The 15,647-nt window shown below is 42.0% G+C and carries 15 protein-coding genes and 1 pseudogene; 4 read left to right on the top strand and 12 right to left on the bottom strand.

Annotated elements, in window-relative coordinates; translation table 11 throughout:
- Positions 1-42 precede the first annotated feature (42 nt).
- The 3 genes from pyrH to E3D81_RS09040 all read left to right on the top strand — a co-directional run bounded on the left by pyrH (position 43) and on the right by E3D81_RS09040 (position 2,449).
- Positions 43-747: a UMP kinase gene (gene pyrH / locus E3D81_RS09050; protein WP_134777206.1), complete on the top strand. Its 705-nt coding sequence runs from the start codon at positions 43-45 to the stop codon at positions 745-747.
- Positions 748-778: 31 nt separating this feature from the next.
- On the top strand, positions 779-1,342 hold the full coding sequence (gene frr / locus E3D81_RS09045; RefSeq protein ID WP_099365927.1) for a ribosome recycling factor: 564 nt from the start codon (positions 779-781) through the stop codon (positions 1,340-1,342).
- A 111-nt stretch (positions 1,343-1,453) separates the two neighbouring features.
- Positions 1,454-2,449, top strand: a complete 996-nt coding sequence (locus E3D81_RS09040) for a sugar phosphate isomerase/epimerase family protein (RefSeq protein WP_134777205.1) — start codon at positions 1,454-1,456, stop codon at positions 2,447-2,449.
- Positions 2,450-2,746: 297 nt separating this feature from the next.
- On the opposite strand, the gene purE is transcribed toward E3D81_RS09040, so the two are convergent.
- The 12 genes and pseudogenes from purE to glyA all read right to left on the bottom strand — a co-directional run bounded on the left by purE (position 2,747) and on the right by glyA (position 14,768).
- The gene (purE, locus tag E3D81_RS09035; protein ID WP_134777204.1) at positions 2,747-3,247 is read right to left on the bottom strand and encodes a 5-(carboxyamino)imidazole ribonucleotide mutase; all 501 of its coding nucleotides are present in this window, start codon (positions 3,245-3,247) and stop codon (positions 2,747-2,749) included.
- A 16-nt stretch (positions 3,248-3,263) separates the two neighbouring features.
- Positions 3,264-4,406, bottom strand: coding sequence for a 5-(carboxyamino)imidazole ribonucleotide synthase (locus E3D81_RS09030; protein ID WP_134777203.1), 1,143 nt, complete (start codon positions 4,404-4,406; stop codon positions 3,264-3,266).
- Between the two features lie 8 nt (positions 4,407-4,414).
- The gene (locus E3D81_RS09025; RefSeq protein ID WP_134777202.1) at positions 4,415-4,927 is read right to left on the bottom strand and encodes an NADH-quinone oxidoreductase subunit B; all 513 of its coding nucleotides are present in this window, start codon (positions 4,925-4,927) and stop codon (positions 4,415-4,417) included.
- Positions 4,924-5,511 (bottom strand): NADH-quinone oxidoreductase subunit A, encoded by a 588-nt coding sequence (locus E3D81_RS09020; RefSeq protein WP_134777201.1) that lies wholly within the window; start codon positions 5,509-5,511, stop codon positions 4,924-4,926. Before E3D81_RS09020 ends, E3D81_RS09025 begins: the two co-directional genes overlap by 4 nt.
- Positions 5,512-5,552: 41 nt before the next feature.
- Positions 5,553-6,896: a signal recognition particle protein gene (gene ffh / locus E3D81_RS09015; RefSeq protein WP_134777200.1), complete on the bottom strand. Its 1,344-nt coding sequence runs from the start codon at positions 6,894-6,896 to the stop codon at positions 5,553-5,555.
- A gap of 73 nt (positions 6,897-6,969) precedes the next feature.
- Positions 6,970-7,809, bottom strand: a complete 840-nt coding sequence (locus tag E3D81_RS09010) for an AraC family transcriptional regulator (RefSeq protein WP_134777199.1) — start codon at positions 7,807-7,809, stop codon at positions 6,970-6,972.
- Positions 7,810-7,985: 176 nt separating this feature from the next.
- Positions 7,986-8,579 (bottom strand): transposase, encoded by a 594-nt coding sequence (locus E3D81_RS09005; RefSeq protein WP_167554266.1) that lies wholly within the window; start codon positions 8,577-8,579, stop codon positions 7,986-7,988.
- A gap of 76 nt (positions 8,580-8,655) precedes the next feature.
- Positions 8,656-9,696 carry an IS110 family transposase gene (locus E3D81_RS09000; RefSeq protein WP_003010395.1) on the bottom strand — a complete coding sequence of 347 codons (1,041 nt, stop codon included), beginning with the start codon at positions 9,694-9,696 and terminating at the stop codon, positions 8,656-8,658.
- Between the two features lie 292 nt (positions 9,697-9,988).
- Positions 9,989-10,672, bottom strand: a complete 684-nt coding sequence (locus tag E3D81_RS08995; RefSeq protein WP_134777197.1) for a zinc metallopeptidase — start codon at positions 10,670-10,672, stop codon at positions 9,989-9,991.
- Positions 10,673-11,010: 338 nt separating this feature from the next.
- A pseudogene (locus E3D81_RS08990) lies at positions 11,011-12,531 on the bottom strand (IS1182 family transposase); the annotation flags it as partial.
- A 136-nt stretch (positions 12,532-12,667) separates the two neighbouring features.
- Entirely contained in the window at positions 12,668-13,258 is a 591-nt protein-coding gene (locus tag E3D81_RS08985; RefSeq protein WP_134777196.1) for an RNA polymerase sigma factor, read from the bottom strand.
- A gap of 238 nt (positions 13,259-13,496) precedes the next feature.
- Complete coding sequence (gene glyA / locus E3D81_RS08980; RefSeq protein WP_099365938.1) at positions 13,497-14,768, bottom strand: serine hydroxymethyltransferase; 1,272 nt, start codon at positions 14,766-14,768, stop codon at positions 13,497-13,499.
- A 478-nt stretch (positions 14,769-15,246) separates the two neighbouring features.
- On the opposite strand from glyA, the gene E3D81_RS08975 reads away from it, so the two are divergent.
- Positions 15,247-15,600 carry a HesB/IscA family protein gene (locus E3D81_RS08975; protein ID WP_134777195.1) on the top strand — a complete coding sequence of 118 codons (354 nt, stop codon included), beginning with the start codon at positions 15,247-15,249 and terminating at the stop codon, positions 15,598-15,600.
- Positions 15,601-15,647 lie beyond the last annotated feature (47 nt).

Here is a 15,647-nt window from a genome sequence, read left to right as displayed (position 1 = left end):
AAGTCATATCTTTGGCTTTTGGAAATATTCCAAAAATCAAATATGAAATACAAACGTATCCTCCTTAAACTCAGTGGTGAAGCTTTGATGGGTGAACAAAGCTACGGAATTGACATTAATCGTGTTCAACAATACGCAAACGACATTCAGGAACTTCATGCTTTAGGCATGGAAATCGCAATCGTAATTGGCGGTGGAAATATCTACCGTGGATTGAGTGCTGAAAAAGCTGGAATGGACCGTGTACAAGCGGATTATATGGGTATGTTGGCCACCGTGATCAACTCCATGGCTTTACAGGACGCATTGGAAAAAGCAGGTATGAAAACCCGCTTATTGACCGCCATCAAAATGGAACAGATCTGCGAACCTTTTATCCGCAGACGCGCTGTTCGCCACTTGGAAAAAGGTCGTATCGTGATCTTTGGTGCCGGAACCGGTAACCCTTATTTCACAACGGATACCGCTGCTTCTTTACGTGCTATCGAAATCAATGCCGATGCCGTATTGAAAGGAACACGTGTAGATGGTATCTATACTGCCGATCCAGAAAAAGATCCTAATGCGAAGAAATTCGATCATATCTCTTTCACGGATGTATATGAAAAAGGGCTGAACGTAATGGATATGACGGCATTTACCCTATGCCAAGAAAACAACCTACCTATCATTGTTTTCGACATGAACAAACCAGGAAACCTATTGAAATTGGCCAATGGCGAACATGTTGGAACCGTAGTTAGTTAACTGAATAATAACGATAATATACAATCAAGATATGAACGAATTTATATCACTTCAACTGGACGAATGCAAAGAAAGCATGACAAAGGCTGTTGCTCATACGGAGACTGAATTAACGAAGATCCGTGCGGGAAAAGCAAGCCCAGGTATGCTTGATGGAATTTATGTGGATTACTATGGTACTTCTACGCCTTTGGCGCAGGTAGCCAATGTAAATACACCTGATGCAAGAACAATCGTGATCCAACCTTGGGAAAAACCCATGTTATCTGTGATCGAAAAAGCAATCATGGATTCTAATATTGGTTTGAACCCACAGAACGATGGTTCAATCATCCGATTGGCTGTACCTCCTTTGACTGAGGAACGCCGTCGCGATCTAGTGAAAAAAGCAAAAGAAGAAACAGAAAAAGGTCGTGTTTCTATCCGTAATATCCGTAAGGATGCGAACGAAGCAATCAAGAAATTGAAGAACGATGGTGCATCGGAAGATGAGATCAAAACTGGTGAAGCTGAAGTTCAAAAATTAACGGATGCATATATCGCTAAAGTTGATCAATTAGCTGAATTGAAAGAAAAAGATATCATGACGGTATAAGTCAGATCAAATTTCGAACACATATGAAAGGATTCTATACTTAGAATCCTTTTTTTTTCGTTACTATTTCTAAATATTTTGGCTATATTCAATTAACAGATTAAAAACACTATGTTACAATCAAGAAGAAACTTCCTTAGGCTAGCAGGCTTAGGTATCGCAGGTGGATTAATTGCACCCCAATTTTTATCCTGTGATAACGCAAAACCAGGCTCTGATTCGCCACTCCACAATATCGGATTACAATTGTTCACTGTTAGGGATCTGCTCGCACAGAACCCCGAAGAAACGTTGAAAAATATCGCCAAGATCGGGTATAAACATGTAGAAACTTTTGGGGCAGATCCAAGTAATGGGAACCACTGGGGCATCAGTACGGATCAGCTCAAAAAATTCCTGAACGATAATGACTTGAAGACACATTCCGGTCATTATGATCTTCAGAAATATTTGGACAAGGATATTACGGATAAGGAAAACTTGGAGAAATATATTGAAGTTGCCCATAATCTAGGCCAGGAATTCATTGTAGTTCCCGTTCCTCCTATGCATAAGTTGAACCAATTGGATGTGGCCAGTTATCAATATATGGCGGAACAATTGAACAAGGCTGGGGAAATGTCGAAGAAGGCTGGGATTAAAATGGGATACCATAACCATTTCTGGGAATTTAAGGAATTTGGAAATGGAACGAAGGGATTGGATATTCTATTGGCATTTACAGAACCTGATCTGGTGAGTTTTGAGCTGGATTTGTTTTGGATCAATAAGGCGGGAGAAAGCCCGCAGACGTATTTTGATAAATATCCAGGTAGGTTCAGTCAGTGGCATATCAAGGATATGGATAGAGCGAATTCTGTTCCTTTGGATCAGAATAAGTTGGATCCGAAGACTGGAAAAAGGGATACGATCAATTTGGATGAGATAACTCGAACGACTAAGTATACGGAGGTAGGTACCGGAAGTATTAATTATATTAATATGGCTACTTTTGCGAATGAAAGTGGATTGAAATATGCGTATGTGGAGCAGGATGAGATTTATTCTGCGGATAAATATGCGAGTATTAAGAAAAGCTTTGATTATATGCAGAAGAATTTTAAATAAGGATTAGGCGGAATTGCATTCCTTTCGTCATTGCGAGGAACGAAGCAATCTTTACACCCGTCATTGCGAGGAGCCCGTCATTGCAAGGAACAAAGCAATCTTCCCGCATGTCATGCTGAGCGAAGTCGAAGCATCTGTTCGGTTGTATACGTACAGATCCTTCGACTTCGCTCAGGATGACAAAAACTACAATCAGGAAGACAAAGACTACTCTCAGGAGGACAAAGTCCAAAGATTGCTTCGTCGTAACTCCTCGCAATGACGCAGAGATTCGCAATGACGCAACCCCCCCAGCACCTAAAACCTTAATCTCTCCACTTCTTCCGCGGTCTCTTCCACCTTCTCCCTCAACTCATCTTTAAACCCCTGCACCGCAGCGACCAACTTATCATCTGCCGTAGCCAATATCTGCGCGGCCAAAATTCCAGCATTCTTTGCTGCATTTAAAGCTACCGTAGCCACCGGAATCCCATTAGGCATCTGCAGAATAGACAACACCGAATCCCATCCATCAATAGAATTAGACGACTTCACAGGAACACCTATCACCGGCAAGGTCGTAATCGAAGCCACCATCCCTGGCAGGTGCGCAGCACCCCCAGCTCCAGCAATAATCACTTTAATCCCTCTCCCAGCAGCCTGTTCTGCAAAATCGAACATACGCTTTGGCGTACGGTGTGCCGAAACGATGGTCACTTCACATTCAACACCTAAATATTTTAAAACTTCAATAGCATCCTGCATAACCGGAAGATCCGATTTACTTCCCATGATGACACTTACTTTTGGATTTTCCATCTTACTATATTCTGTTTTATGCTATAACTTTAATTAAAGATTGTATTTTTCGAGCATTCTCAATCGCTAAGGATCGATCTGGATTCACGATCGTAACATGACCCATTTTACGGAATGGTTTGGTATATTTCTTACCATACAAATGCACATATACACCATCCATGGCCAATGCCTCTTCCAGACCCTCGTATCTCGCCAGTCCTTCATACCCATCCTCACCCAACAGATTGATCATGATCGCATTGCTACGTGATTCCGTATTTCCTAATGGAAGATTGAAAATCGCACGTAGATGCTGCCCGAATTGCGAAGTATAATTGCCTTCAATGGTCTGATGACCACTGTTATGCGGCCTTGGAGCCAATTCATTCACCAAAATATCCCCATCTGCTGTTAGGAACATCTCTACGGCCAACAAACCCACGATCTGAAGATCATTTGCAATCTTCTTGGCAATACTTTCTGCTTTTGATTGGATATCGAAGGAATAGGTAGACGGTGCAATCAAGAACTCCACCAGATTTGCCTGCGGATTGAATTCCATTTCCACCATCGGAAAAGTACTCATTTCCCCACGATCGTTTCTGGCTACAATAACCGCTATCTCTTTCTCAAAATTCACCAGTTCCTCTACGATGCTCGGTTCATCAAAAGCATGCTCAAAATCAGCCTCCGTTGCTATTTTTTTAACCCCTTTACCATCGTATCCATCTTTTCTCATTTTTTGGATATAGGGCAGTTGAATATGGCAATTACCTAGCCCTTCCCTGTTGGAAACAAACTGAAAAGCTGAAGTTGGAATATCATTCTGTTTAAAGAATTGCTTTTGCAACCCTTTATCCTGAATCAACCGAATCACGCGGGATTGTGGGTACACAATAACACCCTCTTCCTCCAAAGCCTCCAGTGCATCCACATTTACCTTCTCAATTTCAATCGTGATCATATCCAGATCCTTACCGAAATTATAAACGGTATCATAATCCGATAGTGACCCTACTTCAAACTGATTACATAGTTTCTTGCAGGGCGCATTCGGATCAGGATCCAACACATGGATATTCACATTATAATTGATAGCTTCTTGGATCAACATCCTGCCCAATTGACCACCGCCTAGGATCCCTAATCGAAGGTCACCATAAAAATCTTTTGCCATATTGTATGCTATTGCTCTACTGTTGTGGGAAATATATCCCCCTGCAGTAAAGACTGTTTTTCTATTATTTTCTGTAATTCCAGGAACGCTCCGATCAATGCTTCTGGCCTAGGAGGACATCCCTGCACATACACATCCACCGGAATGATCTTATCCACTCCTTTTACCACATGATAACCGTGTTGCCAATAAGGACCACCACAGTTGGAACAGGAACCCATCGAAATCACATATTTCGGATCGGGCATCTGTTCGTATAATTTCTTGATCCGGTCGGCCATCTTAAAAGTCACCGTTCCAGCAATGATCATCACATCCGACTGCCTAGGGGAAGGCCTCGGGAATACCCCTAATCGATCCAGATCGTAAGTGGCAGCCATGGCGCCCATCATCTCGATTGCACAGCAGGCAATACCAAAACTAATTGGCCACATCGATGACAACCTTGCCCAATTCAGCAGATCGTCCATCTTGGCGATGATCACCCCATTATTTTGCTGAAAACGTTGATCTAGGCTCATGATTCGGAATTTGGTTTCTTAAATTTCGGCTTAAATCCCAATTTTACCGGAGCAGCTGCCTTTTCGGCAAGTACCTCTTCTATTTCCTTCTCTTTAAAATCTCGGACAGCATAGGTTGTTGCATTCAATTGATCATAGGCTGAAGGTGGAATACCGACCGAAACCGTAGGTTTCTGATTGGTGGGTTTTATCCAACTGATATCCCCACTTTTCCAAACATAGATCAAGCCTACAACCAGGATACCTAGGAAGATCCCCATTTCAATCAAGGTGAACCAACCCCAACGGGAATCAGCAGCAATAAAATCTGCATTCCCGAAAACGGTTGCCCAAGGAAATATAAACAACAGCTCCACATCAAATAATAAAAAAACCAAGGCAATGACATAAAACCTGGGATTAAATTGTACCCAGGAAGTCCCCTTGGATTCTTCACCGCACTCATAGGTGCTCAATTTGATGGGATTCGGATTTTTTGGAGAAAGGAATTTAGCTAATAACATGGTCCCAGCAACCAATAAGATACCAATGATAGCCATTAAAAGTATCTTACCGTATTCTGATATCTGACTGGGTTCGTCCATATTACAAAATTAACAATTAATTCAATGCTTCCCTTCTACTATTAAAAAGGTTTACCAGGCATTTTAGGCATATTACGCATCATTTTCGCAGCCATTCCTGGATTGGACATCTGCTTCATGACCTTACGCATATCCGAAAATTGCTTCATCAACTTGTTCACTTCATCCAGATTGGTACCTGAACCTTTTGCAATACGATTTCTACGACGTTGATCGATCGCATCCGGGTTCTCACGCTCAAATGGGGTCATGGAATCAATGATCGCTTCAATAGGCTTGAACGCGTTATCATCGATCTCCACATCTTTGATGGCCTTTCCAACTCCTGGAATCATACCCATCAAATCCTTCATATTACCCATTTTCTTGATCTGTTGGATCTGGGATTTGAAATCGTTGAAATCGAATTTATTTTTGCGGATTTTCTTCTGTAGCTCCGCCGCTTGTTTTTCGTCAAATTGCTGTTGCGCACGCTCAACCAAGGATACCACGTCACCCATACCCAAAATACGGGATGCCATACGATCAGGGTGAAAGACATCCAATGCCTCCATCTTCTCGCCGGTACCAATAAACTTGATCGGTTTGTTTACCACCGATTTAATGGAAAGAGCAGCACCACCACGGGTATCACCATCTAATTTGGTCAATACGACCCCGGTAAAATCCAGACGGTCGTTGAAGGTTTTCGCGGTATTCACGGCATCCTGTCCAGTCATGGAATCCACCACGAACAAGATCTCTTGAGGCTTGGTCGCTTCTTTCACCGCGGTAATCTCCTGCATCAATGGTTCATCGATGGCCAAACGACCAGCTGTATCGATAATGACTACATTGTTTCCGTTTCTTTTGGCTTCTTCCACACCCGCAACGGCAATGGCAATAGGATCAGTAGACGTTCTATCGGTATAAACCGGAACACCTACCTGCGAACCCAAAACTTCCAATTGGTCAATCGCAGCCGGACGGTAAACGTCGCCTGCTACCAATAATGGTTTTTTACCTTTAGATGCTTTCAAGAAATTGGCCAACTTACCCGAGAAGGTCGTTTTACCGGCACCGTTCAAACCAGCGATCAAAATTACAGTTGGGTTTTTGCCAATTTCCAATTCAGTAACCGTTCCACCCATCAACTCCGTTAATTCGTCGTTCATGATCTTGGTCAATAATTGACCTGGCGAAATACTGGTCAGTACATTCTGCCCTAAGGCTTTTTGTTTTACATCATCAGTAAAGGTCTTGGCTGTTTTGTAATTCACATCGGCATCCAACAATGCCTTGCGAATTTCCTTCATCGTCTCAGCGACGTTGATTTCCGTAATATTCCCCTGCCCTTTTAATACTTTAAAGGCTCTGTCTAATTTATCCTGTAGATTTGAAAACATCTTATAATCTCTTGAAAATTCTTGCTAAACCACAAAGTTAATAATTACTTGTTAATTAGCGAAAATCTACTTTTTACTGGACTTCTTTTGACCACCTTTTTCGGTATGTTTTTGGGCTCTCGCCGCAGAGTTTTGAAAAACAAGCACTGAAATTGTTCTCATCTTCATATTGAAGCTCTCTAGCGATTTCTTTTATACTTTTGGTACTATTGACTAAAAGGTGTTTACTTATTTTCAGCATACCGATGCTGATGAGTTCTTTCGGAGTCTTGCCGAACACTTTCTTGGTTACAGAAGTCAGCTTTCTTTGGCTTACACCCAACTGTTCTGTATAGAAAGGTATTTTTTTCTCCTGATGCACGTGCTTACTGATCAGGCAACGGAACTTATTCGACAATTCGATCTCTTCCCTCCGACCTTTCCTTTCCACCACTACAAAATCGTCCAAATAAATATTTCCGGTCAACAGGACCTGCTTGATCAGGGTCAAGCCAAATTCCTTATAAATAAGTTCATTGCTGTGTTGTTTCGCCAGTTCCATATGGAAAGCCATGAATTCATTATAGCCACTATATTTTTCCGGAATGATGACCGTCCGGTAAAAAAGATTTTCACCGCTGAAAATATGTGATTGTTGTAGGGGTTGAAAATCCATGACCATTCGGTCAAAAAAAGATTCTGAAAAATAAAGGAGAAAAAACGGCCTGGGTTCTCCCGCTACCGCCCTTAGCTGTATATCTTTGGGTATAAATACCAAACTGTAGGGCTTAAACTCAATCTCTTCTCCATGAATATCTATTTTCCCTCCGTGCTCAAAAATCATCACGACTTTTAAAATCGCACAATTCCAGGTATTCACTGAAAATAATTCTCCCAGTGAATTGCCTGAAACTTCTTTAAAATCAAATTCCATAGCATTAAATGATATCTTTCAATATCTAAGTTCTTCATTAGGTTAGGCCTCAAAATAGGTAAAAATTCCCAAATAAATGAAATATTTTCTTAATAAATAAAAAAGAAGGTGTCTAAAAAGGCACCTTCTTCTGTTTTATAGCTTTCTGGAGCTCCATTATAATTTCATGAGCAATATTAGGCTGCAAGTCGATGTTTTGTACTTTTCAGCATGTTGATGGCTTGATTTATCGCAAATAGGGAGTTTTTGCCACCTGGTTTACCGATAAAAGCTTTGTCTTTCCACTTTTTTGCCCATTTTCTGAGGTTATGGGCAATGGCCATCAAACCGAATTCCACAGCGACTTTATCCAGTCCTTTCATTGTGAACCGGGTAAACCTGTTGTTGCTTTTCATCTGACCAAATACAGCTTCCACTTCTATGGGTCGCTTGCTCCGATGGTACATTCCCTCTTCCGACAGCAGTCTTTCCCGGGCTTTATCCTTGAGCTTATTGAGCCTGTGGTTCACTTCAATGAGCCGATCGCCTTTAGCTTTATGGCACCCACTGCGCATCGGGCAGCCCTCACATCGCCGAGCCTGGTAACAGCTGACCTGGGCAGTGTATCCGTTGGCACTGACTCTGGTTGCATGACCGATAAAGCTGAGCTTCTGTCCTGCCGGACACACATAAAAGTCCTCCTGCTGGTTGTAATATAGGTTCTGTACCGAAAAAGGATCCTGTTTATTTTTAAGAGACCTTTTTAGATTCTGTGTTAATATACAAGTCAATTTTATCTTTTTTTTGTAATTTCGGGTTTTAGGCGGTCTATTGCCAGCCTGTTTAGGGTAGCCGTTTTTGGCCGCCCTAATTTGTATCTACTTTTTCGTTCTGATACTTTTGGAGATGGTATTGTGGATCATACCGCTGTTCGTTTTTATAAATTATAAACATCAGCTCTAGAAGTTTCCTTTGCACAGCTACTGCTGCTTTCATTTTGATGCCATTTCTTGAAACAAGCCTTGTAAATGTATTAGAATAATGTTCATCATGCCTTATGGCGGCCAATGCAGGTAAATGAAGGGATTTTCTCAGGTATCTGTTGCCCCGTTTGGATATGGTAGGTTTGCTCTGGATCGATGTTCCGGACTGTTTTTCCTTTATGTCCAGGCCGGCATAGCTTACCAGTTGCTTTTTATTTCGGATCATCTCAAATCCATTCGTTTCTGCCAATACTGTTACTGCTGTCAGCAGTCCAATTCCAGGGATTGTGGTCAGGTTATCTGTTTGTTTTTTGAGTAAGGAACTCTCCTTAACAATGAGCTTTAACTCGGTCATTATTTCCTTTTCCTGTCTTTGCAGTACTGCTATGCGTTCCTTTATCCGTCCTATAGAGTTTTCATTGGGTTCTGCCTCTGCCTGTTCTGCATGTAGCTGGTTCTTGACAGCAGTACGTTCCTGTACCAATTGGTCTCTCTCCCGGGTCAGCTGCTTCAAACGCTTATAGGTGGGGTCTGGCTTGCGCCACAACTCCAGGTTGCGCTCTAGGCCAAATAAGGTGATAGCTTCCGAGCAGGTACTATCCGTTATCGTCTTGATCTCTAAGGTACGGAAATAGTTGCTGATCTTGTTTGGCAGGACAATACTGATATTGCACCCCTTGCTTTCCAGAAAATAGGCTAGCTTTTCGTGATAAACGCCTGTAGCCTCCATGACAAAATGAAGAGGACTATCCTCACAGGTATGGGTCTGTACCCATTCGTAAAGCTTTATCAAACCTTTATCCGAGTTTCGGAAATTACCATATTGGCACAGCTTTTTATCCAGATTGGAAAAGATCTTGCCAAAGCATACGACCAGTTCCTTACTACCGACGTCAATGCCAACGACCTGCTTGAGTGTTTTCATGTTAATTTTTTGATGTGAAACTGAAAAATCAATAGTGAAACTTCCCTTGGACTTGTCTCCTTATGGATATTCAAGCTGGACTGTAATTCCGCCTTACATTCTGTTCTGTCTTAGGAAGCGAAAAAGAGGAAGGCCATCTCTAAAAATCAGTATGCTAAAAAAGCTACTAAGACAGCCCTAGGCTCTCCCTCTTTTCACTAAATACAGCAAATCTATAAAACAAAAAATGTCTCCTACATTTGCTTGACACAAACATAGGAGACAGCCCCTTGTGTATATCTTTGATTTTTTATTAGTCTCTTCTTCCGCCGAATAAAATGGAAGCATAGTACAACAACGTAACCAATGCGGATAATGCTGCTACCACATAAGTCATTGCCGCCCATTTTAAGGCATCTTTTGCACCATCGTGCTCTTCCGTACTATGGGTAATGTTTGCCGTATTCAACCAGGCCAATGCTCTATTGGATGCATCAAACTCTACCGGAAGGGTAATAAAACTGAACACCGTCGTTAGGAACAGAGCACCCACACCAATGGCCAATACATAAAAATTTCCTGAAGCCGCCATGATCACACCTAAGAGCAACACCCAAGACACGATCTTAGAAGCCACACTCACCATAGGAACCATGGACGAGCGGAACTGCAACCAAGAATAGGCTGTTGCATGCTGCACAGCGTGTCCACATTCGTGCGCTGCAACCGCCGCAGCAGCGACACTGCGACCGGCATATACATCCGGGCTCAAATTCACCGTTCTGTTCGCTGGGTTGTAATGGTCCGTCAATTGTCCTTCTACCGAAATCACCTGTACATCACTGATCCCATTATCACGCAACATTTTTTGTGCAATCTCTGCACCGGACATGCCCGATGATAAAGGCATTTCCGAGTATTTCTTAAATTTACTTTTAAAGCGCCACTGGACTATCCAGCTCACCAACATAATTCCAATAAAAATTATCCAATACATATCTTTAATATTTTTTTTCTTGTTTAATTACCTTTAACAAATCTGATTCCAAATCTTAATTCCCCCAAATAAATAAAAATATCCGACATTTTTGATGCATAAATTGGCAATTTTAGACAAATTGACATGGAAATTACGGATTTAGGGCATAAAAAAATGAAGGTGTCTAAAAAGGCACCTTCTTCTGTTTTATAGCTTTCTGGAGCTCCATTATAATTTCATGAGCAATATTAGGCTGCAAGTCGATGTTTTGTACTTTTCAGCATGTTGATGGCTTGATTTATCGCAAATAGGGAGTTTTTGCCACCTGGTTTACCGATAAAAGCTTTGTCTTTCCACTTTTTTGCCCATTTTCTGAGGTTATGGGCAATGGCCATCAATCCGAACTCCACAGCGACTTTATCCAGTCCTTTCATTGTGAACCGGGTAAACCTGTTGTTGCTTTTCATCTGACCGAAAACAGCTTCCACTTCTATGGGTCGCTTGCTCCGATGGTACATTCCCTCTTCCGATAGCAGTCTTTCCCGGGCTTTATCCTTGAGCTGATTGAGCCTGTGGTTCACTTCAATGAGCCGATCGCCTTTAGCTTTATGGCACCCACTGCGCATCGGGCAGCCCTCACATCGCCGAGCCTGGTAACAGCTGACCTGGGCAGTGTATCCGTTGGCACTGACTCTGGTTGCATGACCGATAAAGCTGAGCTTCTGTCCTGCCGGACACACATAAAAGTCCTCCTGCTGGTTGTAATATAGGTTCTGTACCGAAAAAGGATCCTGTTTATCCTTGCGCTTCTGTTCCATATGGAAGTAATTGTACTTCACAAAAGCGGTTATACCCTGTCCTTCCATCAGCTCGTAGTTCTGCTCGCTACCATATCCGGCATCTGCGACGATGGATTCACTCTGTTTTCCGTAATGGGACTCAAAGCCTTCCAGGTGTTCGGGCAGGGTTGTGGTATCTGCGGCCGTTTGATGGATGCTATAATGGGTGATGAACTGCTCTTCGGTGCTGATCTGGGTATTGTAGGCCGGTTTAAGCTGGCCATTTTTCATGTGGTCCTCTTTCATCCGCATAAACACGGCATCGGTATCGGTCTTGCTATAACTATTGCGATCTCCCAGTACTTCCAGTTGCTCCTCATATTTCTCCAGTCGGGGCAGATAGTCGTCTTCAAGCTTCCTCAGCTGCCTATCGGTGGATCTATCCACTCCTTTGAGCTTGGCATTGATCGATTTGATCTTTTCCCTCAGCTGGGCACTATCGATGGCCTTGCTGACCTGCTGATCCCCTAATGAAGATTGGTCCCGGCTGATCTGTGCATCGATATCCGAAAGGACCGAAGCGATGTTCGCCTCCAGCTTTATCTTGTTCTTCTCGATCGATTTCTTCCAAACGAAGGTATAACGACCGGCGGCCGATTCGATCTTGGTACCATCTACATACTGGACTTTCAGGCTGACATACTCCATATCATGCAGCATCCGAACGATACTGGCAAACAGCTCCTGTATCTGTCCCTTAAGACGCTTTCCCCTGAAATAATTGATCGTACGGTAATCCGGTGTACTGTTGCCCGAAAGCCACATGAAATGGATGTTCTCGTGCAGGGCGCGCTCGATCTTGCGGCAAGAATAGATATTGCTCAGATACGCGTAGAACAGTACCTTAATGAGCATCCTGGGATGGAAACTGGTCGTTCCCCCTCCTTTATACTGACGGATGATATGTTCCAGATCCAACTGGTCAACAACCTGGCTCACCAACCGAACAGGATGGTTCAAGGGGATACGGTCTAAAATATTCTCAGGAAAAAGAAGAGGACTATTGGATGGAAGCGCTTTGAATTGTATGTTTGCCATATTGTTTTTTGGTTGCACCTTAAGATACAAAATCTTGAGGACAAAAAACAGAAAAACCCCGCCATTTTTTAATGACGGGGTTCTCTTTTAAGAGACCTTTTTAGACAGCCTCATCCCCTATTTCGATTACTTAGTTCTATCCAAATTGAAATACCATATTATTCTCTTCGATCATTTTACGAAGATTGGTCAATGCATAACGCATCCTTCCTAAAGCGGTATTGATACTGACCTCGGTGATATCGGCGATATCCTTAAAACTCATTTCACAGAACAAACGCATGATAAGCACTTCTTTCTGATCGTCTGGTAAAAGTTGGATGATCTTTTTCAAATCAACGTCCCGCTGATCCTTTACCATTTTGGTTTCTACCGAATCGTCTGAAAATTGAAGGACCTCGAAAATATCAAACCCATCATTGTTCACAATGTTAGGGGTTCTTTTCTCCCGACGGAAATGGTCTATCACCATATTATGCGCAATACGCATTACCCATGGCAGGAATTTGCCCTCGTCATTATAACGGCCAGCTTTAAGTGTGTTGATTACTTTAATGAATGTCTCTTGGAAAATATCTTCGGCAAGGTATTGATCTTTCACCTGGTGATAGATCGACGAATAGATCTTCGTCTTATAACGCTCCAGTAATACCTGAAGGGCCTTCTCCTCGCCTTTTACGTACGCTTGTACCAATTGCTGTTCACTCTTCTTATTCAATAGTTTCATAATTATTCCTCCACAAATCTTGATAGAGTATTTCTATGTCTTTGTAATATTTTAGTTGTAGCGTAATCGTGTTCCTATAGGCGTTTTATTAAAATTTATATAATCAAAGAGAGTTAAAAATATCGGGTATTCAAAAATTAGGTTGCTATTTTAACATTTCTTCACAGTAATTACTAGTAACAAAAATAGCTCCAAATTATCTTTGGAGCTATTAATATTTTAAATTTTTAAGATTTATCTATTTATATAAAGGAAACTTAGCCATCATCTCTCTCACTTTTCCGTGGATTGCATTTAATGCAGCCTCATCAGCACGCTTTGTAATCGCTTCATCGATCAATTCACCGATCTGTACAATTTCGTTTTCCTTGATCCCACGAGTGGTGATCGCAGCCGTTCCGAAACGAACGCCTGATGTAACAAATGGAGAACGGGTATCAAATGGAACCATGTTTTTGTTGGTCGTAATGCCCGCCAATCCTAGAACAGCTTCCGCTTCTTTACCAGAAATATCCTTATTTCTTAAGTCTACCAACATCAAGTGGTTGTCTGTTCCTCCTGAAATAATGTTATAGTCTTTATCTACAAAGTACTGAGCCAATGCTTGTGCATTTTTCTGAACTTGTTTGATGTAGGTTAAATACTCATCAGACAATGCCTCGCCATAAGCGATCGCTTTCGCAGCAATCGTATGTTCCAAAGGACCACCTTGTGTACCTGGGAATACCGCAAGATCTAATAATTGTGTAATGGTACGAGTCTCTCCTTTTGGAGTTTTGATTCCCCATGGGTTTTCGAAATCTTTTCCTACCATGATCATACCACCACGAGGACCACGTAAAGTTTTGTGGGTAGTGGTTGTTACGATGTGACAATGAGGGATCGGATCATTCAATAATCCACGAGCGATCAATCCAGCTGGGTGAGAGATATCTGCAACCACCAAAGCACCGATCTGATCGGCTACTTTACGGATACGAGCATAATCCCAATCACGTGAATACGCTGAAGCTCCTACAATGATCACTTTTGGTTTCTCACGTAAAGCTGTTTCTTCCAATTGTTCGTAATCGATCAATCCGGTATCTTGTTTTACACCATAGAATAACGGTTGGTATAATTTTCCGGAGAAGTTTGCTGGAGAACCATGTGTTAAGTGGCCACCATGAGAAAGATCAAAACCTAAAATCTTATCGCCAGGTTTTAAGATCGCTAAGAAAACCGCAGCATTGGCCTGCGCTCCTGAGTGTGGTTGAACATTCACCCACTCCGCACCGAACAATTCCTTAGCACGGTCGATAGCGATCGTTTCGATTTGATCGACAACTTCACAACCACCGTAATAACGTTTTCCCGGTAATCCTTCCGCATATTTATTGGTCAGTACAGAACCAGCAGCTTCCATCACTTGTTTGCTTACGAAGTTCTCCGAAGCGATTAGCTCAATACCCTCTTCTTGGCGTTTAAGCTCGTCGGCAATTAGATTGAAAATGGATTGATCTCTTTCCATGTTGATTATTTTTATTGGGGAATTTAATAATTCGATTTTAAGCAGCAAATATAGAGATTTACAAAGAATTGGAAGAGTATTCTTCCAATTTTATGAAGGTATGGTTAGTTAGTATGTCATCCTGAGCGTAGTCGAAGGATCTCTACGGTTACTAGCGAACAGATGTTTCGACTACGCTCAACATGACATGGAGGGCGCTCAGTATGCCATGACATGTAGTACGCTCAACATTTAATGCCAAATATTAACATTTATCCATATAAAACGCACTTTCAAACCTTAAAATCTTGGTTTAAGCACACTTAAACCAAGAAAAAAGCATGTTTTTAAACCCATACCATACTAAATACATACTTTTACATTACTTTCACCCTACTTTCGCAGCGAAGCAAGTCGGCAAATTGTCATAAAACTCCCCCTATATCCAAATCCCTTTCAAAATGCTTAAATTTGCAACAATAAACAATAAGAAAAAGACATGTCAACAGAAAATATATCAACAGCAGCACCCGTAACCTTAACCGAAGGAGCTGTGAAAGAGCTAAAAAAACTGATTGATCAACAAGAAATTTCCGAAGACTTCGGGCTTCGTGTTGGTGTAGAAGGTGGTGGATGTTCCGGCATGAGCTATATGTTGGGCTTTGACCAAAAGAAAGAGGGAGATTCGGAATACCTGGTGAATGGCATCCGTTTGTTCATGAACAAAGCACATGGCCTTTACCTGGCCGGAATGGAAATCGATTTCAAATCTGGATTAGATGCCCGTGGCTTCACCTTCAATAACCCCAATGCCACCAGTACTTGTGGCTGCGGCAGTAGTTTCAGCGCATAAAAACACGAATAAAGAATATAAATGCTCCGATAGGGGCATTTTTTATG

Source organism: Sphingobacterium sp. CZ-2 (assembly GCF_004526235.1).
GTDB lineage: Bacteria > Bacteroidota > Bacteroidia > Sphingobacteriales > Sphingobacteriaceae > Sphingobacterium > Sphingobacterium tenebrionis.
The sequence above is the reverse complement of the archived record's forward strand: the minus strand, read 5'-3'. Positions and strand labels throughout refer to the sequence as shown.

Bases quoted from the DNA above. Each gene is read 5' to 3' on its own strand.
- pyrH (WP_134777206.1), top strand. From the start codon at position 43: ATGAAATACAAACGTATCCTCCTTAAACTCAGTGGTGAAGCTTTGATG.
- frr (WP_099365927.1), top strand. From the start codon at position 779: ATGAACGAATTTATATCACTTCAACTGGACGAATGCAAAGAAAGCATG.
- E3D81_RS09040 (WP_134777205.1), top strand. From the start codon at position 1,454: ATGTTACAATCAAGAAGAAACTTCCTTAGGCTAGCAGGCTTAGGTATC.
- purE (WP_134777204.1), bottom strand. From the start codon at position 3,247: ATGGAAAATCCAAAAGTAAGTGTCATCATGGGAAGTAAATCGGATCTT.
- E3D81_RS09030 (WP_134777203.1), bottom strand. From the start codon at position 4,406: ATGGCAAAAGATTTTTATGGTGACCTTCGATTAGGGATCCTAGGCGGT.
- E3D81_RS09025 (WP_134777202.1), bottom strand. From the start codon at position 4,927: ATGAGCCTAGATCAACGTTTTCAGCAAAATAATGGGGTGATCATCGCC.
- E3D81_RS09020 (WP_134777201.1), bottom strand. From the start codon at position 5,511: ATGGACGAACCCAGTCAGATATCAGAATACGGTAAGATACTTTTAATG.
- ffh (WP_134777200.1), bottom strand. From the start codon at position 6,896: ATGTTTTCAAATCTACAGGATAAATTAGACAGAGCCTTTAAAGTATTA.
- E3D81_RS09010 (WP_134777199.1), bottom strand. From the start codon at position 7,809: ATGGAATTTGATTTTAAAGAAGTTTCAGGCAATTCACTGGGAGAATTA.
- E3D81_RS09000 (WP_003010395.1), bottom strand. From the start codon at position 9,696: ATGAAAACACTCAAGCAGGTCGTTGGCATTGACGTCGGTAGTAAGGAA.
- E3D81_RS08995 (WP_134777197.1), bottom strand. From the start codon at position 10,672: ATGTATTGGATAATTTTTATTGGAATTATGTTGGTGAGCTGGATAGTC.
- E3D81_RS08985 (WP_134777196.1), bottom strand. From the start codon at position 13,258: ATGAAACTATTGAATAAGAAGAGTGAACAGCAATTGGTACAAGCGTAC.
- glyA (WP_099365938.1), bottom strand. From the start codon at position 14,768: ATGGAAAGAGATCAATCCATTTTCAATCTAATTGCCGACGAGCTTAAA.
- E3D81_RS08975 (WP_134777195.1), top strand. From the start codon at position 15,247: ATGTCAACAGAAAATATATCAACAGCAGCACCCGTAACCTTAACCGAA.